The 17,245-nt window shown below is 70.8% G+C and carries 15 protein-coding genes; 7 read left to right on the top strand and 8 right to left on the bottom strand.

Annotation, left to right across the window (positions count from 1 at the left end):
• Positions 1-137 precede the first annotated feature (137 nt).
• The 4 genes from WAE60_RS06450 (at position 138) to rhaT (ending at position 6,715) form a co-directional block, all read left to right on the top strand.
• Positions 138-1,784, top strand: coding sequence for a glycoside hydrolase 43 family protein (locus WAE60_RS06450; RefSeq protein ID WP_337685470.1), 1,647 nt, complete (start codon positions 138-140; stop codon positions 1,782-1,784).
• A complete protein-coding gene (locus WAE60_RS06445) occupies positions 1,781-4,030 on the top strand; it encodes a hypothetical protein (protein ID WP_337685469.1) in 2,250 nt (749 codons plus the stop codon). The genes WAE60_RS06450 and WAE60_RS06445 overlap by 4 nt, the downstream gene beginning before the upstream one ends.
• A gap of 66 nt (positions 4,031-4,096) precedes the next feature.
• On the top strand, positions 4,097-5,548 hold the full coding sequence (gene uxaC / locus WAE60_RS06440) for a glucuronate isomerase (protein ID WP_337685468.1): 1,452 nt from the start codon (positions 4,097-4,099) through the stop codon (positions 5,546-5,548).
• 72 nt (positions 5,549-5,620) lie between these two features.
• Positions 5,621-6,715: an L-rhamnose/proton symporter RhaT gene (gene rhaT, locus WAE60_RS06435; protein ID WP_337685467.1), complete on the top strand. Its 1,095-nt coding sequence runs from the start codon at positions 5,621-5,623 to the stop codon at positions 6,713-6,715.
• Here the strand turns inward: rhaT and WAE60_RS06430 are convergent.
• Positions 6,712-7,491 (bottom strand): IclR family transcriptional regulator, encoded by a 780-nt coding sequence (locus WAE60_RS06430; RefSeq protein ID WP_337685466.1) that lies wholly within the window; start codon positions 7,489-7,491, stop codon positions 6,712-6,714. The genes rhaT and WAE60_RS06430 overlap by 4 nt on opposite strands.
• 176 nt (positions 7,492-7,667) lie before the next feature.
• Here WAE60_RS06430 and WAE60_RS06425 point away from each other — a divergent pair, with 176 nt between their 5' ends.
• Positions 7,668-7,862, top strand: a complete 195-nt coding sequence (locus WAE60_RS06425) for a hypothetical protein (RefSeq protein WP_337685464.1) — start codon at positions 7,668-7,670, stop codon at positions 7,860-7,862.
• Positions 7,863-8,042: 180 nt separating this feature from the next.
• Here WAE60_RS06425 and WAE60_RS06420 read toward each other — a convergent pair whose 3' ends face one another.
• Positions 8,043-8,768 (bottom strand): glutathione S-transferase family protein, encoded by a 726-nt coding sequence (locus WAE60_RS06420; protein WP_337685463.1) that lies wholly within the window; start codon positions 8,766-8,768, stop codon positions 8,043-8,045.
• Between the two features lie 137 nt (positions 8,769-8,905).
• Between WAE60_RS06420 and WAE60_RS06415 the strand changes: the two genes are divergently transcribed.
• On the top strand, positions 8,906-9,625 hold the full coding sequence (locus WAE60_RS06415) for a YafY family protein (RefSeq protein WP_029915292.1): 720 nt from the start codon (positions 8,906-8,908) through the stop codon (positions 9,623-9,625).
• Here the strand turns inward: WAE60_RS06415 and WAE60_RS06410 are convergent.
• The 4 genes from WAE60_RS06410 to WAE60_RS06395 form a co-directional block, all read right to left on the bottom strand.
• On the bottom strand, positions 9,622-10,035 hold the full coding sequence (locus tag WAE60_RS06410; RefSeq protein ID WP_029915290.1) for a hypothetical protein: 414 nt from the start codon (positions 10,033-10,035) through the stop codon (positions 9,622-9,624). The two genes, WAE60_RS06415 and WAE60_RS06410, sit on opposite strands and share 4 nt — an antisense overlap.
• A gap of 51 nt (positions 10,036-10,086) precedes the next feature.
• A complete protein-coding gene (locus WAE60_RS06405) occupies positions 10,087-11,067 on the bottom strand; it encodes an alpha/beta hydrolase (protein WP_337685461.1) in 981 nt (326 codons plus the stop codon).
• Positions 11,068-11,299: 232 nt separating this feature from the next.
• Positions 11,300-12,106, bottom strand: a complete 807-nt coding sequence (locus WAE60_RS06400; RefSeq protein WP_337685460.1) for an RNA methyltransferase — start codon at positions 12,104-12,106, stop codon at positions 11,300-11,302.
• A gap of 18 nt (positions 12,107-12,124) precedes the next feature.
• Complete coding sequence (locus WAE60_RS06395) at positions 12,125-13,396, bottom strand: MFS transporter (RefSeq protein WP_337685459.1); 1,272 nt, start codon at positions 13,394-13,396, stop codon at positions 12,125-12,127.
• Between the two features lie 226 nt (positions 13,397-13,622).
• On the opposite strand from WAE60_RS06395, the gene WAE60_RS06390 reads away from it, so the two are divergent.
• On the top strand, positions 13,623-14,678 hold the full coding sequence (locus WAE60_RS06390) for a LacI family DNA-binding transcriptional regulator (RefSeq protein ID WP_337685458.1): 1,056 nt from the start codon (positions 13,623-13,625) through the stop codon (positions 14,676-14,678).
• A gap of 6 nt (positions 14,679-14,684) precedes the next feature.
• Here the strand turns inward: WAE60_RS06390 and WAE60_RS06385 are convergent, their stop codons facing one another.
• Both WAE60_RS06385 and WAE60_RS06380 read right to left on the bottom strand, forming a co-directional pair.
• Complete coding sequence (locus tag WAE60_RS06385) at positions 14,685-15,980, bottom strand: MFS transporter (protein ID WP_029915273.1); 1,296 nt, start codon at positions 15,978-15,980, stop codon at positions 14,685-14,687.
• Complete coding sequence (locus WAE60_RS06380; protein ID WP_337685457.1) at positions 15,973-17,055, bottom strand: LacI family DNA-binding transcriptional regulator; 1,083 nt, start codon at positions 17,053-17,055, stop codon at positions 15,973-15,975. The genes WAE60_RS06385 and WAE60_RS06380 overlap by 8 nt, the downstream gene beginning before the upstream one ends.
• Between the last annotated feature and the right edge of the window lie 190 nt (positions 17,056-17,245).

The raw sequence follows: 17,245 nt of genomic DNA, 5'->3' as shown, positions 1-17,245 counted from the left end.
TGTTCGAGCGGGACCGGGCCTGATCACCCCGGACCGCTCGACGCTTCCTCCTGACCCGGGCGCGCGTCCGTTCGGCGGTCCTTCCCCGCCCTGCGCGCGCCCGACCGCCCTCTGATCGTCGTGATGGGACCTGTGCGATGCGCGTGAAGCAGCTTGGACTGGCGGGACTTTCGGCCCTGGCGTTCGGTGGAGCGCTGGCGATGGCCGCCGCGCCCGTCTTGGCCGCGCAGCCGGCGGCGACCTACCGCAACCCGATCCTGCACGCCGACTATTCGGACCCGGACGTGATCCGGGTCGGCGACCGCTACTACATGGTCGCCTCGACCTTCCATTTCTCGCCGGGCCTGCCGGTGCTGGAGTCCCGGGACCTGGTCCACTGGACGATCCTGGGCCACGTGCTGCCGAAGCTGACCTTCGCGCCGGAATACGACCTGCCCGGCCCCGTCCCCACCGACGACACGGGCGCGCGGATGCCGCGCGACCAGCGGACGGTGGGCCAGCGCTACGCCGGCGGCGTCTGGGCCCCGTCGATCCGCCATCACGACGGGCTGTTCTACGTCTACTTCCCCACGCCCAACGAGGGGATCTTCGTCTCCACCGCCAAGCGGCCCGAGGGGCCGTGGAGCGCGCCGGTCGCGGTGATCGCCCAGGCGGGCCTGGAAGATCCCTGCCCCTTCTGGGACGACGACGGCCAGGCCTATCTGATCCACGGCAAGGTCGGGGCCGGGCCGCTGGTGCTGCATCGCATGGCGCCTGACGGCAAGTCGGTGCTCGACGCCGGCAAGGTCATCGTCGAGGACCCCAAGACCCTGCCCGTGCTGGAGGGACCCAAGCTCTACAAGCGCAACGGCTGGTACTACATCTTCGCGCCGATCGGCGGGGTCGAGACCGGCCCGCAGGCGGTGCTCCGCTCGCGGAACATCTGGGGTCCCTACGAGCACCGCGCGGTGCTGGCGCCGGGCCGGACCGCCTGGAAGGGCCCGCACCAGGGCGGCTGGGTCGAGACCCCGTCCGGCCAGGGCTGGTTCGTCCACTTCAACAGCGCCGGCGCCTATGGCCGCATCGTCCACCTGCAGCCGGTGTCCTGGAAGGACGACTGGCCGGTCATGGGCGAGCCGATCCCGGGGGCCGGGCCCGACGAGACCGCCGGCCAGCCGGTGGCCGAGCACGCCATGCCCGATGTCGGGGGGCGCTTCCCGCCGGTCCAGCCCCAGACCTCCGACACCTTCGCCGCGTCCCGGTTGGGGCCGCAGTGGGAGTGGAACCACAATCCCGACGACCGCCGCTGGAGCCTGACGAAGCGCTCCGGCTTCCTGCGCCTGACCTCGGCCCCGGCGCCGAACCTGGTCTCGGCCCGCAACACCCTGACCCAGGTGCTGCAGGCCGAGCATTCGGTGATCACCGCGCGCCTCGACGCCGGCGGCCTGGTCGACGGCCAGCGCGCGGGCCTGGCGATGTTCGGCCAGGGGATCAGCTGGATCGGCGTGGTCCGGAAGGACGGCGCCGCGCGCGTGGCCTTCTCGTCGGCGGGCGTCGAAGGCTCCGGTCCCGCCCTGGCCGCCAAGGTCCTGGACCTGCGGGTCGAGGTCGCCGACCAGACCGCGCGCTACAGCTACAGCCTGGACGGCGGCAAGACCTTCGTCGCCTTGGGCGGCCCCGCCCCGCTGCGCTTCAGCTGGTGGAAAGGCGCGCGGCCGGCCCTGTTCACCTACAGCGACCCGGGCCAGGCGAAGCCGGGCGTCGCCGACTTCGATTGGGTGACGGTCAAGGCGGTGACGCCGTGATCCGCCTTGCTTCGCTGGCCGCCCCGCTCGCCATTGGCCTCGCCCTGGCCGTCGCGGGTCCCGCCCTCGCCCAGCCGATCGACCGCCACGCCCTGGTCTCGCGCCACGACCCCAGCCTGACCGCCGTCGATCCGCACGCGCCGATGATGGTCGGCAACGGCCGGCTGGGTTTCACCGCCGACATCACCGGCCTGCAGACCTTCCCCGAGCAGTACTCGCCCCTGGCCCCGCTGCTGACCATGGCCCAGTGGTCGTGGCACAGCTTCCCCAACCCCAAGGGCTACACCGAGGCCGACGGCCTGACCCCGGTGGACGTCCCGGGGCGCGGCAAGCAGCCCTACGCCTGGATGAAAGGCGGGCTGGAGAAACCCGATCCGGCCGACGCCTGGCTGCGCGAGAACCCGCACCACTTCTCGCTGGGCCGCGTCGCCCTGGACCTGCGCGACGCCCAGGGCCGCCCCGCCGCCTTCGCCGACCTGTCCCAGACCCGCCAGACCCTGGACCTGTGGAGCGGCGTCCTGACCAGCACCTTCGTCTATGACGGCCAGCCGGTGCGCGTGGAGACGAGGGTCCAGCCCGACCGCGACGTGGTCCTGGTCGAGATCGTCTCGCCCCTGGTGGCGGCCGGCCGGCTGGGCGTTTCGGTGCGCTATCCCGGCGTGTCGTCGAACCTCAATCCCGACCCGTCGGACTGGACCCATCCCGAGCGCCACACGACCACCGTCACCGGCCGCGCGCCGGGCCGCCTGGTCCTGTCGCGCCGCCTGGACGGCACGGTCTATGGCTCCAGCATCGACGCGCCGGGCGCGACGATCGCGGCCAGCGGCCCGCATGCCTTCACGGTCTGCCCGGGGGCCGGCGACCGGCTGGTGGTGATGGTCGGCTTCAGCCGTACGGCCAAGACCCCGCCGCCCCTCGCCTACGCCCAGGCCCGCGACGCCGTCACCGCCCGCTGGCGCGGCTACTGGACCCAGGGCGGGGTCGTCGACTTCACCGGCAGCACCGATCCCCGCGCCGCCGAGCTGGAACGCCGGGTGGTGCTGTCGCAATACCTGTCGGCCCTGAACGGCGCGGGCGACACCCCGCCCCAGGAGGAGGGCCTGTTCTCCAACAGCTGGAACGGCAAGTTCCACCTGGAAATGCATCCCTGGCATTCGGCTTGGTTCGCCCCCTGGGGCCGGCCCGCTGAACTGGAGCGCGGCCTGGCCTGGTACCTGGCCGACCTGCCCAAGGCGCGGGCCGAGGCGCGGCGGCACGGGATCGAGGGCGCCTGGTGGCCGAAGATGGCCGGGCCCGAGGGCCGCAACAGCCCCAGCTCGATCTCGCCCTTCATCATGTGGCAGCAGCCGCACCCGATCCTGATGGCCGAGCTGGCCTTCCGGGCCCATCCCGACCCGGCGACCCTGGCGCGCTACGGCGAACTGGTCGACCAGACCGCCCGCCTGCTGGCCGCCTGGCCGCGCTGGGACGCCGCCGCGGGGCGCTACGTGCTGGGCCCGCCGATCATCCCGGTGCAGGAGAACTACGATCCCCTGACCACCGTGAACCCGACCTTCGAGGTCGAATACTTCCGGCGCGGCCTGCAGATCGCCCAGACCTGGCGGGTGCGCCGGGGCCTGCCGCGCGAGCCGCGTTGGGACGACGTGATCGACAGGATGTCGAAAGCCCCCCAGCGCGACGGCCTCTACCTGGCGACCGAAAGCTCGCCCGACCTCTGGACCCGGGCCGCCTCGCCCGCCTGCGACGGCCACGCGACGGGCGCGTGCGAGAACCGCGACCACCCCTCGTTCCTGATGGCCTACGGCCTGATCGGCGGCGACCGGATCGATCCGCAGACCATGCGCCGGACGCTCAAGGCCACCGAAGACCACTGGGACCTGCGCCAGACCTGGGGCTGGGACTTCCCGATGGTGGCCATGACCGCCGCCCGCCTGGGGCAGCCGGAGGACGCGGTCGACTGGCTGTTCAAGGACCTGAAGAACAACCAGTGGGGCGTCACCGGCATGACGCCGCGCGTCCACGCCGACGAGCACGCCATCGCCTTCACGCCCGGCGCGCCCGGCGGGGTCGGTCCCGACGGTCCGGGGTATCGCCGCGCGGCCGAGACCTATTTCCCGTCCAACGGTTCGCTGCTTCTGGCCGTCGGCATGATGGCCGCCGGCTGGGACGGCTCCAAGGGGCCCGCCCCCGGCTTCCCCCGGTCCGGCTGGACCGTCCGCGCGGAGGGGCTGACGCCCCTGCCCTAGCCTCTTTCGTCCTCCCCCTGCGGCCGGCGTCCCGGCGTCGGCCGCCCTTTTTCCAGGTGCAGTTCCATGACCCGGCCTCTGGTTTTTCACGACGACCGCCTGTTCCCGGCCGACGAGCGCACGCGGGGGATCGCCCGGGCGCTGTACGGCCAGGTCAAGGCCCTGCCGATCATCAGCCCGCACGGCCACACCGACCCGGCCTGGTTCGCGGCCAACGCGCCCTTCGAGGACGCCACCGATCTGCTCTTGGCGCCGGACCACTATCTCTTCCGCATGCTCTACAGCCAGGGCGTCTCGCTGGACGCCCTGAAGGTGCGCTCCAAGGCCGGGGTGCCCAGCACCGACCCGCGCGAGGCCTGGCGGCTGCTGGCCCAGAACTTCCACCTCTTCCGCGGCACCCCGTCCTGGCTGTGGCTCAACCACGTGTTCAGCCAGGTGTTCGGGATCAAGGTGTTCCTGAGCGCGGAGACCTCCGACCTCTATTTCGACACCATCAACGAAGCCCTGGCCACCGAGGCGTTTAGGCCCCGGGCGCTCTTCGACCGCTTCAATATCGAGACCCTGGCCACCACCGAGGGCCCGCAGGATCGGCTCGAGCACCACAAGGCCATCCGCGAGAGCGGCTGGGGCGGCCACGTGGTCACCGCCTATCGCCCCGACGCGGTCATCGACTTCGAGGACGAACGCTTCGGCCGATCGTTCGAGCGCTTCGCCGAGGTCAGCGGCCAGGACGTCACGACCTGGAAGGGCTATCTGGAAGGTCACCGCCTGCGCCGCCAGGCCTTCATCGCCGCCGGGGCCACGTCTTCGGACCACGGCCACCCGACCGCCGCCACCGCCGACCTCAGCTCGGTCGAGGCCGAGGCCCTGTTCCAGAGCCTGCTGAAGGGCGATGTCACCCCAGCCAAGGCCGAGCTGTTCCGCGCCCAGATGCTGACCGAGATGGCCCGCATGAGCCTGGACGACGGCCTGGTCATGCAGATCCACCCCGGCTCGCACCGCAACCACAATGTCGGGCTTCTGGCCAGCCATGGCCGCGACAAGGGCGCCGACATCCCCATGCGCACCGAATATGTCGAGGCCCTCAAGCCGCTGCTGACCAAGTTCGGCAACGACCCGCGCCTGTCGATCATCCTCTTCACCCTGGACGAGACGGTCTACAGCCGGGAGCTGGCCCCGCTGGCCGGCCACTATCCGGTGCTGAAGCTGGGCCCGTCCTGGTGGTTCCACGACAGCCCCGAGGGCATGATGCGGTTCCGCGAGCAGGTCACCGAGACCGCCGGCTTCTACAACACCGTCGGCTTCAACGACGACACCCGCGCGTTCCTGTCTATCCCCGCCCGCCACGACGTGGCCCGCCGCGTCGACAGCGCGTTCCTGGCCCGCATGGTCGCCGAGCACCGCATGGACGAGGTCGAGGCCGCCGAGCTCATCGTCGACCTCACCTACACCCTGCCCAAACGCGCCTACAAACTCGACCAACGGCCCGACTGGGCCCGGCCCGTCGCGGCGGGTTGACGCTCAAACTCCAAACTATAAGATATTATTCCATAATGTGAGACTTTAGATCTCACCGGAGGGGACGACGCCATGACACCCAACCCGCTGCTCGGCGTGCTGTTTCACTGGTTGGGCGGGCTGTCGTCCGCCAGCTTCTACGTCCCCTATCGCGGCGTGCGCCGCTGGTCGTGGGAGATCTTCTGGCTGACCGGCGGGATCTTCAGCTGGCTGCTGGCCCCCTGGCTGTTCGCCGCCCTCCAGACCCACGACCTGCTGGGCGTGATGGCCCAGGTCCCGCCGAAGATCGTCGGGCTGTGCGTGATGTTCGGCGTGCTGTGGGGCTTCGGCGGCCTGACCTACGGCCTGACCATGCGGTATCTCGGCCTGTCCCTGGGCATGGCCGTGGTGCTGGGCCTGTGCACGGTGTTCGGCACCCTGGTCCCACCGCTCGTCCGGGGCCAGTTCGGTGAGACCCTGCTGGGTACGCTGTCGGGGCGGATCATCCTGCTGGGCCTGCTGGTCACCCTGGCCGGCATCGTCGTGGTCGCCTGGGCCGGGGCCAAGAAGGACGCCGCCCTGTCGCCCGAGCAGAAGAAGGCCGCCGTCGCCGAGTTCGACTTCCGCAAGGGCATCGCCGTGGCGGTGTTCTCGGGGATCATGTCGGCCTGCTTCGCCTTCGGCCTGTCGGCCGGCGAGCCGATCAAGGCCCTGACCGCGGCGGCCGGCACCGGCCCGTTGTGGACCGGCCTGCCCACCCTGTGCCTGGTGATGTTCGGCGGCCTGATCACCAACGGCGTCTGGTGCGCCTGGCTGATCTTCAAGAACCGCAGCGCCGGCCAGTGGCTGGGCGCGGTCAGCCCCGCCGAGGCGGCCGACAAGCCCGAGGTCGCCGCGCTGAAGCGCTCGCCGTTGGCGGCCAACTACCTGCTGTGCGCGGTGGCGGGCACGGCCTGGTACTTCCAGTTCTTCTTCTACACGATGGGCGAGAGCCAGATGGGCCGGTTCGGCTTCTCCAGCTGGACCCTGCACATGGCCTCGATCATCATCTTCGGCACGCTGTGGGGCTTCGCCTTCCGCGAATGGAAGGACGCCCGTCCAGGGGTCAAGGCCATGGTCTGGACCGGCGTGGCCCTGCTGGTCGGCGCCACGGTGATCATCGGCTACGGCAACCGCCTGGGCGGCTAGGGGGCCAGGCGAGACGGGTTGAACCCCAGGGCCATGCCGATCTCCAGGGCGGCCGCGACCACCTGGGGGACCAGCTCGGCCATCCGCGCCTCGTCCATGTACTGCGGGACGCTGGACAGGCTGATGGCGGCGACGATCGCGCCGCTGGCGTCGCGGATCGGGGCGGCGATGCAGCGGATGCTGTCGCCGCCGTCCTCCAGGTGCAGCGCGTGGCCGGTCCGTCGGGCGGCCTCCATGTCGCGCTGGAAGGTCGCCGCCTGGAGCGCGTCCGGCGCGTCGGCGAACAGGGCGGCCCAACGCTGCGGCGAGGCGTCGATCAGCAGGGCGCGGCCCAGGGCCGTGTCGCGGATGCGGTTGCGGTCGCCCACCCGGTGGCGGATCTCCAGCCGGCGCCGGCCCGGGACCTGGGCGACATAGAGCACGTCGTCGCCGGACGGCGTCCCCAGGTTGGCCGCGTCCTGGGTGTCGGCCGCCAGGGCCGCCAGCACCGGCCGCGCCACCTCGGCCACGCCCAGCCGCTCGCTGGCCTGGTGGCCCAGCTGGACCAGCCGGCCGCCCAGCCGATAGTCGCGCCCGACCGCCGACAGCAGGCCGCGATCGACCAGGGCCGAGGCCAGGCGATGGGTGGTGCTGCGGGTCAGGCCGACGCGCTCCTCGAAGGCCTTGAGGCTATGGGCGCCCTCGGCCACGGCTTCCAGGATGTCCAGGGCCCGATGCAGGGTCTGGCTGGCGCGATCCGCCGCGGCGGAGACTTGGGGGGCGGCTGAATCCGACAAGGGGGCGTCCTATCCCGATCACGCCCTTAGATAGCATCGCAACGCCGATTCCGGCGATGGCCAACCGCCGATCCGCCCGTCTCCGCGCCCCATTTTCCAAGGGCGCCCGAACCGTGACCGGAGGAACTTCACCGGCCGCGCATCGGTTCACCAAGGGCGAGACATGGAGGAACCCGATGTCCAAAGCCCCGCCCATCCCGCCCGAGCAACGGGCCTTCAAGGGCCAGAAGCCGCAGATCGAAGGCCAGGGCGGTCACGACGACCTGCAGTCGCCCGATCCCGGCAACGCCGACGTGAACCTTCAGGAGCAGGGCCGCCACGGCAACCTGCGCCAGAACACCAGCCATTCCGGCAACGTGCAGGACCGCTGAGGGGCGCCCTCTCCCAGAGGGAGAGGGAGGGACCCAAGCGCAGCTTGGGAGGGTGAGGGGTTACACCCTCACCGCTTTCTCTCAGTCGCTTTGCCGGCACGCCGTCGAACGTCGTACCCCCTCACCCTCCCACGCCTTCGGCGCGGGCCCCGCCCTCTCCCCATGGGAGAGGGAGCCTTCTCACGCCGCCACCCGCACTTCCGGCGCGAAGTCGGGGTAGTAGCCCGCCATCATCCGCTCGGCGAAGGCCACCAGGTTGGGCAGGGCCTCGGCCCGGCGACGCAGCGGCGAGTCGAAGAACGGCGTCAGGATCTGGGCCAGCATGGCGAAGACGATGGCGTCGACGCTGGTGGGCCGGTGGCCCATCATGAACGACTTGTTCCCCAGCATCTCCGACAGGGCGTTCAGCGACCAGGCGCCCAGCTCCACGATCTCGTCGGGCGAATGGCGGCCCATGCCGACGGACTTCAGGGTGGTCTGCACCGTGTCCAACAGGCCGTCGATGGCGTCGGCCCGCGCCTCGCCCGGCATGCCGTCGAACCAGCGCGCCGGACCCTTGGCGAAATTGTCGTCGTCGAAGAACCGGAAATGGCAGCTGGCCCAGCCCAGGTGGTTCTCGACCATCCGCTCGATCGCCCAGGCCTGGCCGCGCTGGGCCTTGGGCAGGCCCGCGTCCAGGTCGACGCCGTAGCTGCGCTCGATATAGGCGCGGATGAAGGTGGAGTCGGCGACCTTGATCCCGTCGTCGTCGATCCACGGCAGCTGGCCCTTGGGCGAGGTCTCGGGATGGGCCGGGACCTTCTCGTACCAGAGGCCCGCCATCTTCAGGTGGATCTCGGTCTTGGTGACATAGGGGCTGCCCTCGGGCAGGCCGTAGGCGGGTCCGGCGCAGTAGAGCGTGATCATGGTGGTCTCTCCCTGTTGAGCGAGCCGCTTGGGCGGGCTTCCGAGCCGCCTCTGGAAGCCGCCGTATTGCGACAATCGGACGCTACCGCCATCCTGCTGCCAGCATGCTGTCAGCATCGGTCGAGCACAGTGAAGCCATGAGACGCGCCGAACGCCTTTTCCAGATCATCCAGATCCTCCGCCGCAGCCGCCAGCCGGTGACGGCCGACGCCATGGCGTCCGAGCTGGAGACCTCCAAACGCAGCGTTTATCGCGATATCGCCGCCCTGATCGGCCAGAGGGCGCCCATCCGCGGCGAGGCGGGCGTCGGCTACGTGCTGGAGGCCGGATACGACATGCCGCCCCTGATGCTGACACCCGACGAGATCGAGGCCGCCGTGCTGGGGGCCCAGTGGGTCGCCGGACGCGGCGATCCCGTCCTGGCCACGGCCGCCAACGACCTGATCGCCAAGATCGCCGCCGCCGTCCCCGAACAGCTGCGCCCTTACGTCCTGCAGCCGGCCACCGAGGCCTCGCGCGCCTGGAAGGCCCTGCCCGACGGGATCGACATCGCCCAGACCCGGGCCTGGATCCACGCCGGCCGCAAGATCCGCCTGGACTATCGCGACGAGAAGGGCGCGGTCAGCCAGCGCGTCGTCTGGCCGGTGACGGTGGGCTATCTGGAGACCGTCCGCCTGCTGATCGCCTGGTGCGAACTGCGCAACGACTTCCGCAACTTCCGCACCGACCGGGTCGAGCACGCCGAGTTCCTGGACGAACGCCACGGCCAGCGGCCCGGCGTGCTGCGGGCGAAATGGCAGCGGGCGCTGGAGGAGGAGCGCAAGCGCTGGCGCGAGGCCAACGGCGGAAGCTGCTAGTCCTTGGGCTGGAAGGCGGCCAGGATCTGGTCGCCCTTGCCGTCGCAGTTCCAGTCGGCCGAAACGACGCCGGTCCTGGGATTGTACAGCGCCCCGGCGTCGACCAGGCCGTCGCCGTCGCGATCCGCGTAGAGATGGCGCTGGGTCAGGGCGCGATAGTCGCCCTTGCGGCTGTAGACCTTGGTCCGCCCCAGCGTCCAGACCATGGCCAGGGACTTCATCTCGACCCTCTCGCCGCCGAAGCCGCCCCACAGCTTCAGGCGGGTCTCGGCGAGACTGACACCCAGGCGGTCGGAGTCGGCGTGTTGGGTGTAGGACGGGAAGGTCGGCTTGGGCAGGTGGGCCCGAAGGTCGTCGACCGCCGTGGTCGAGCCCGTCGAAACGGCCAGCAGCGCGACAAGCATCATCATGGACAAAGCCCCCTATCCACGGTCCCGGCGAACACCATGGGCACGGAAAGCCTAGATTCCGTGACGCTTGGCGAAGGCCACGAACAGGTCCGGCCAGGCCGCCACCGTCTTGCCGGCGATCGAGCGCAGGCCGAAGCCGTGGCCGCCTTCCTCGAAGACGTGCATCTCGGCCGGGATCGCCTTGGCGCGCAGGGCGGTGAACATCATGATCGTGTTGGCTACCGGCACGGTCTTGTCGTCGGCGGCGTGGACCAGGATCACCGGCGGTTCGCGGCCGGTCACGGTCTGGTCGGGCGAGTAGGCCGTGATCTGCTCCGGGCTGGGCGAGGCGCCCAGCAGCTGCTTGCGCGAACCGGCGTGGACCGGGCCGTCGGCCATCGAGACCACCGGGTACATCAGGCACGACAGGTCGGGCCGGGCCGACAGGTCGTCGACGGCGTCGACGCGGTCATAGACCTTGGCCTCGAAGCGCACGGTCAGGCTGGCGGCCAGGTGCCCGCCGGCCGAGAAGCCCATGATCGCCACGCGGGCGGGGTCGAAGCCCATGGCCTTGGCCTTCGAGCGGGCCAGGCGCAGGCCGCGCTGGGCGTCCTGCAGCGGCGCGTCGGGGCCCGCGCCCCAGCCGTCGCCGGGCAGGCGGTACAGCAGGACGAAGCAGGTGTAGCCGTGATCGGCCAGCCAGCGGGCGGTTTCGAAGCCCTCCTTGTCGGTGACCACGCGCTCGTAGCCGCCGCCGGGCATCAGCACCACCGCCGCGCCGTTCGGCTTGGCCGGGCGGAACACGGTCAGGGTCGGCTTGCGGGTGTGGGTGACGGCGCGGTCGCGCAGGCCGCCGGCGACGGTGCGGTCGATCAGCGTCTCGACGGCGGTGACGCCGGCCGAGCCGGGCGGATCGCCGGGCCAAAGGGGCAGGACTTCGGTGGGGTCCATCGGGGCCTTCGCGGGCTTGGTCTGGGCCGCGGCGGCGCTGGCCAGCAACGATGTCAGCAGGCCGCCCGTCAAGGTGGCCAGGGTTCCCCGGCGATTGAACAATGCGACCTCCCTAAGCGACGCGCGAGGACCGTAGGGCGGGGCTGCGGTCCGGGCAAGTCACCGGTGTCATTCCTTCAAACCGTCATCCTCGGACTTGTTCCGAGGATCCCTCGTTCAACCGCGAAGAAGGTTGATCCATGGAGCGGTGAGGCCGCGGATCAATCAGAAACGGCAAACAGACGGACAGAGGGGTCCTCGGAACAAGTCCGAGGATGACGGGCGTTTGAGAGCGTTACGAACGCGCGAACTTCAGGTGGTGCAGCACGATCCCGCTGGTGGTGGCTACGTTAAGGGAGTCGAAGCCGCCCGCCATCGGGATTCCGACGGTCCGCACGCGGTCCATCACGGAGCGGGACAGGCCCGGTCCCTCCGCCCCCAGCAGCACCGCGGCCCGCGCCGGCGGATCGAGCCGCGCCAGGGTCTCGCCGGCGGCCGGGCTGAGGGCCAGGCCCTGGAAACCGTGGCGCTCCAGCAGGTCGACCACGTCCTGGCCCGGCGCCAGCCAGGCGGTGGAGACGCTCAGCGTCGCGCCGATCGAGACCCGGATGGCCTTGCGATAGAACGGGTCGCAGCAGTCGCCGTCCAGGATCACCCCGTCGACGCCGAAGGCGGCGGCGTTGCGGAAGATGCCGCCCAGATTGTCATGGTTGGCGATGCCCATCAGCACCAGCACCACCGCGCGAGGCCCGGCTCGCGCCAGCAGCGTCTCGGCCGACAGCGGCGCGGGCTTCTCGCCCACCGCCAGCACGCCGCGATGCAGGTGGAAGCCGGCGATGGCGTCCAGCACGGCCTGGCCGGCGGCGTAGACGGGAACGCCCTCGGGCACTCCGGCGAACACCTCGCCCAGCTTGTCGGCCCGCTTGCCGTCGATCAGCAGCGAGCGGACCCGTTCCGGCGCGTCGCGGACGAAGGCGCGCAGCACCGTCTCGCCCTCGGCGATGAACAGCCCCTGGCGGCCGACCAGGTCGCGCTCCTTGATGTCGCGATAGGCCGCGACGCGCGGGTCGTCCGGATCGTCGATGGGGATCAGGTCGGCCAATGAACCCTCGGAAACGGCTTAACGCACGCCCCGTATCGGAAGGATGGCCAGACCGCCAGCCGCCGCGAGGCCGGCCGCCACCAGATAGAGGGCGTGATAGTTCACGTGGGCCGGGCCCAGCACCCACATGGCCAGGATCGGGGCCATGGCCTGGGGCAAGGTGTTGGCCAGGTTGATCACCCCCAGGTCCTTGCCGGCGTCCTTCTGCGAGGGCAGCACCTGGCTGACCAGGGCGATGTCGACGGCGTAGTAGCAGCCCACCGCGCAGCCGAAGATCACGAAGCCCGCCACCACCACCGGCCAGCCGGGCACCATCGAGAACACGATCATGGCCGCCGCCAGCGTCAGGGCCGCCCCCGCCGCGAACAGCTTGCGGCGTTTCAGGCGGTCGGAAAGCATGCCGCCCAGCATGCCGCAGGCGACGTTGGCGCAGGTGGCAACGGTGGTCAGCAGGGCCATGCCCTGCTCGGCGCGGCGTCCTGGGAACAGGTCGGGATAGTGCAGCGCGTCCTGCAGGTAGAACAGCATGTAGCACTGGGTCAGGGTGATCGCGACCAGCACCATGAACCGGCTGACCCAGGCCAGGGCGAAGTCGGGATAGGCCCGCGGATTGATCCAGAACCCGGCCAGGAACTCGCGCCAGTCGAACGGCGGCCGCTCGCCGCGCGGCAGCGGCGGGTCGTTCAGGGCCAGGGCGAACGGGGCGATGGCGATCAGCAGCACCACGCCGATGGCGAAATAGCGCGAGGCCTCGCCGACCAGCAGGCCGCCCACGAGGATGGCCCCGGCCATGGCGCCGATCGGATGGCCCAGGCTGAGGAAGGCCGCCACCCTGCCCTTCTGGGCGTCGGGCACCCGGTCGGGCAGCACCGCCAGCAGGGCCGAGAACAGCAGGTTGAAGGCCAGCTGGAAGCAGACGACCCCAGCCATCAGGTGGGCCGCGTTCCGCGCCATCATGATCAGGAAGTACGAAGCGACCGTGCCCAGGGCGCCGACCACCATCCACGGACGACGGCGGCCGAAGCGCGAGGTCGTGCGGTCGCTGATCGCGCCGGCCAGCAGGTTGGCGAAGCTGGCGGTGATCGAACCCAGGATGGCGACCTGGCTCAGCACCACGGCCTTGTTGGCCGAATCGATGACCTCGGCCTTCAGCGGAAGCAGCACCTGGAACAGGGGCATGAAACTGACATAGGCCCCGATCTGGGCCAGGGTGAAGGCGGCGATGAAGCTCGGCTTCACGGGTGTTGTCGGTCTTGCCCTGTCGATCCCGATCGCCTCCGCCGCTGTCATCACGCCTCCCCGCACACACGCGGTCTTCGCCGCGATTGGCTCGGACACTGGCCTTCCGCGCGGGGGGACACAAGCCGCCAGACGCGACAAAGCTCGCACTACGACGTTTGACAGCGCAATTTTTTCAGTCGCGAGCGTCGCCTTATGGCGCGCAGTTGCTCTAGGCTGCCGGAATGGAGATGAGTCCAAGCAAACTGGACCCACGAAGCGGGAGTTGGGCGAGCTGATGGCGTCGGTGACGATCTATGACGTTGCGGCGCGCGCCGACGTGTCGATCAAGACCGTCTCCCGCGTGATGAACAACGAGCCCAACGTGCGTCCGCAGATGCGCGAGCGCGTCCTGGAGGCCGCCGCCGCCCTGGGCTACGCGCCCAACCTGTCGGCCCGCAGCCTGGCCGGCTCGCGCTCGTTCGTGATCGCCGTCTTCGTCGACGCCTCCCTGACCCTGGACCACTGGCGCAGCGAGCGCGGGTCAGACTACCTGCAGCGCATCCAGCTGGGCGCCACGGTCGAGACCCGGCAGGCCGGCTATCACCTGCTGGTCGAGCTGATCGACCACGACGGGCCCCGGGTGCGCCAGGAGGTCGGCGCCCTGCTGGCCGCCCTCAAGCCCGACGGGGTGATCCTGACCCCGCCGTCGTGCGACAACGAGGTGGTGCTGGAGCTGCTCGACAAGGCCGGCACGCCCTATGTCCGCCTCGGCCCGGAAAAGCCCGAGGGCCTGGGTCCGCGCGTGCACATGGACGACGTCGCCGCCGCCCGCGAGATGACCGAGCACCTGGCCGACCAGGGCCACACGCGCATCGGCTTCATCATGGGCGACCCGCGCTACGGCGCCGCCCCGGCCCGCCGCGAGGGCTATGTCGCCGCCATGAAGGCGCGCGGCCTGAAGGTGGACAAGGCCTGGATCCGCGACGGCGACTTCACCTTCGAGTCCGGACACAAGGCGGCGAGCGCCCTGCTGGCCCTGCCCGACCGGCCCACGGCGATCTTCGCCTCCAACGACGACATGGCCCTGGGCGCCCTGGCGGCCGCGGCCGAGGCCGATCTGTCCGTCCCCGGCGACGTCTCCGTCGCGGGCTTCGATGACAGCCCTGTCTCGCGCCTCAGCCGTCCGCAGCTGACCACGATCCGCCAGCCGCTGGTCGAGATGTCGACCCTGGCGACCAAGATGCTGATCAGCGGGGTCGCCCGCAATTCCGGGACCGAGCAGCGGCCGCGCGACGAGCTGCTGCCCTTCACCCTGATCCACCGCGCCTCGACGGCGGCGCCGAAGGGCTAGGCGCGCTCAGCCCGCGGCGGCCCGCGCCTTCTCCAACCGGGCCATGGCGTAGAAGATCAGCAGGCTGGTCACCACCAGCACGCCGGCCAGGGCCAGCATGGGCGCCAGGTTGCTGCCCGTCGCGTCGCGCACCATCGGCACCAGGTTCTGGGCGATGAAGCCGCCCAGATTGCCGATCGCGTTGATCGCCGCGATGCCGGCCGCCGCGCGCGGTCCGCTGAGGAAGCTGGGCGGCAGGCTCCAGAACACCGGCTGGGCCGAGAAGATGGCCGGGGCGGCGATGCACAGCATGGCGAACTTCAGGGCCGCGCCCGGCAGGACCACGCTCAGGGTCAAGGCGACCGCGGCCACCAGGCAGGGCCCGGCGATGTGCCAGGCGCTGGCGCCGTGCCGCGCGGCGTGGCGCGGCACGAACCACAGCGCCGCCCCGACCAGGATCCAGGGGATCACGTTGATGAACCCGTTGACGGTGTTGGAGACGCCGAACGACTTGACGATCGTCGGCAGCCAGTAGCTGAGGCCGTAGGCGCCCAGCGGCATGCCGATATAGAGGCCGGCCAGCAGCAGGACGCGCGGGTCGAAGATCGCCTTCCAGGCCCCGCGATGGTCGTCGACCACCCCGCCCTTCTCCGCGTCCAGGACGCCGGCCAGCCAGGTCTTCTCGGCCTGCGGCAGCCAGCGGGCCTGGTTCGGGCCGTCCGGCAGGCGCCACAGGACATAGGGGGCCAGCAGCACGGCCGGGACGCCGGTGACCAGGAACACCCATTGCCAGCCGGCCAGGCCCAGCGTGCCGTCCAGGTCCAGCAGCAGCCCGCCCACCGCCGCCCCGACGGCGTTGGCCAGGGCGCTGGCGATCATGAACAGGCCCACCATCCGGGCGCGATGCGCCTGGGGGTACCAGAGGGTCAGGACGTAGAGCACGCCGGGGAAGAACCCCGCCTCGGTCACCCCCAGCAGGAACCGCAGGACGTAGAACATCGCCGCGTTCTGGGTGAAGCCCAGCGCCAGGGTGACCAGGCCCCAGGTGAACATGATCCGCGCGAACCAGACCCGCGCGCCCACCCGGGCCAGGATCAGGTTCGACGGCGCCTCGAACAGGAAGTAGCCGATGAAGAACAGCGACGCGCCCAGGCCGTAGGCGGCCTCGCTGAGCCCCAGGGCCTGGACCATGTCGAGCTTGGCGTAGGAGACGTTCTGCCGGTCGATATAGGCGATCAGGTACATCAGGCAGAACAGCGGCATCAGCCGCCGCGTCACCCGCCCGACCGTCGCGCGTTCCATGTCGGGGGACGGATCAGGCATGCGGGGACCTCTCTTGAACTGTCGTGTCCGCGACCGGGACGGGGCGTCCGGGCGGGGCGGCGGATTGGCGCTGGATCAGGGCGTGGTCCAGCACGTAGTCGGCGGGAGCCTTCGCGGCGGGCTCGGTCGAGCGCAGGGCGCGCAGCAGCCGGTCCAGCGCCACGGCCGCCATCTGGCGCACCGGCTGGCGGACGGTGGTGAGCGGCGGCCACAGCGTGGTGGCCACGGTCGTGTCGTCGTACCCGACCACGGTCAGGTCGGCCGGCACGTCGAGATGGCGGCGGTGGGCCACCGAGACGGCGGCGGCGGCCATGTCGTCGTTGCTGGCGAAGATCGCGGTGGGCGGCGTGTCGGACTCCAGCAGCTGCTCGGCGGCGCACAGGCCCGAAGCATAGGTGAAGGCGCCCGGGGCCAGGATCAGTTCGGCCCCCTTCACCTGAGCGACCGCCGCCCGCGCGCCCTCCAGGCGCTCGGCGCTGGAGGTCTGGTCGGGGTTGCCGGTGATGAAGCCGATGCGGCGATGACCGAGGTCCAGAAGGTGCTTGGTCAAGGCCTGGCTGGCCTGGCGGTCGTCGATGCGGACGTTGATCGCGTCGGCCGGGGAACGTCCCGCGGCGACCACCGCGACGGGCAGGTTGGCGGAACGGAGCACCTCGCGCACGATGACGCACTCGCCCAGCGGCGGGGCCAGGACCACGCCCTGGACGCCCGAGCCCAGCAGCCTCTGCAGCTCGTGCGGCGCCGGCGGCTGGCCGTTCTCGCCCCGCAGCAGGATCAGCCGCGCGCCGGCGTTGGTCGCCTCCTCGAACACGCCGATCAGGAAGTCGCTCATGAAGGCGGCGCTGGGATTGGAATAGATCACCCCGATCCGCAGCTCGCCGGCCATGACTAGGTTGCGGGCGGCCAGGTTGGGCTCGTAGCTCAGTTCTCGGATCGCGGCCTGGACGGCCAGGCGTGTCGGCTCGCGGACCCGGGCGTCGCCGTTGATCACCCGCGACACCGTCATGCGCGAGACGCCGGCCAGCTGGGCGACGTCGACGAGGGTGGCGCCCCGGGCGCGCTCCAGCCTGCTCAAGGGACAACCTTCTGAAGGTCCGCCGACGCCACGGCGACGAGGTGTTGGTCCGATCGTCGAGGTCGCAACCCCGACGCCGGGCCATAGGGGCGTGACGCGCCCGATAAGGCAAGCGCGAGACGGCCCAGCTTCGGACGAGCGCTTCCAGCGGGCTTCCCGGCCGTCAAAAAAGTGCGCCCGGATCGACGCG

The organism is Caulobacter sp. CCG-8, from assembly GCF_037402475.1.
Classification (GTDB): domain Bacteria; phylum Pseudomonadota; class Alphaproteobacteria; order Caulobacterales; family Caulobacteraceae; genus Caulobacter.
Note: the sequence above shows the minus strand (reverse complement) of the source record. Positions and strands in the feature narration are given on the sequence as shown.

Excerpts from the sequence above, each read along its gene's own strand:
- WAE60_RS06450 (WP_337685470.1), top strand. The coding sequence starts at position 138 with ATGCGCGTGAAGCAGCTTGGACTGGCGGGACTTTCGGCCCTGGCGTTC.
- rhaT (WP_337685467.1), top strand. The coding sequence starts at position 5,621 with ATGACACCCAACCCGCTGCTCGGCGTGCTGTTTCACTGGTTGGGCGGG.
- WAE60_RS06410 (WP_029915290.1), bottom strand. The coding sequence starts at position 10,035 with ATGATGATGCTTGTCGCGCTGCTGGCCGTTTCGACGGGCTCGACCACG.
- WAE60_RS06420 (WP_337685463.1), bottom strand. The coding sequence starts at position 8,768 with ATGATCACGCTCTACTGCGCCGGACCCGCCTACGGCCTGCCCGAGGGC.
- uxaC (WP_337685468.1), top strand. The coding sequence starts at position 4,097 with ATGACCCGGCCTCTGGTTTTTCACGACGACCGCCTGTTCCCGGCCGAC.
- WAE60_RS06425 (WP_337685464.1), top strand. The coding sequence starts at position 7,668 with ATGTCCAAAGCCCCGCCCATCCCGCCCGAGCAACGGGCCTTCAAGGGC.
- WAE60_RS06390 (WP_337685458.1), top strand. The coding sequence starts at position 13,623 with ATGGCGTCGGTGACGATCTATGACGTTGCGGCGCGCGCCGACGTGTCG.
- WAE60_RS06395 (WP_337685459.1), bottom strand. The coding sequence starts at position 13,396 with ATGACAGCGGCGGAGGCGATCGGGATCGACAGGGCAAGACCGACAACA.
- WAE60_RS06385 (WP_029915273.1), bottom strand. The coding sequence starts at position 15,980 with ATGCCTGATCCGTCCCCCGACATGGAACGCGCGACGGTCGGGCGGGTG.
- WAE60_RS06415 (WP_029915292.1), top strand. The coding sequence starts at position 8,906 with ATGAGACGCGCCGAACGCCTTTTCCAGATCATCCAGATCCTCCGCCGC.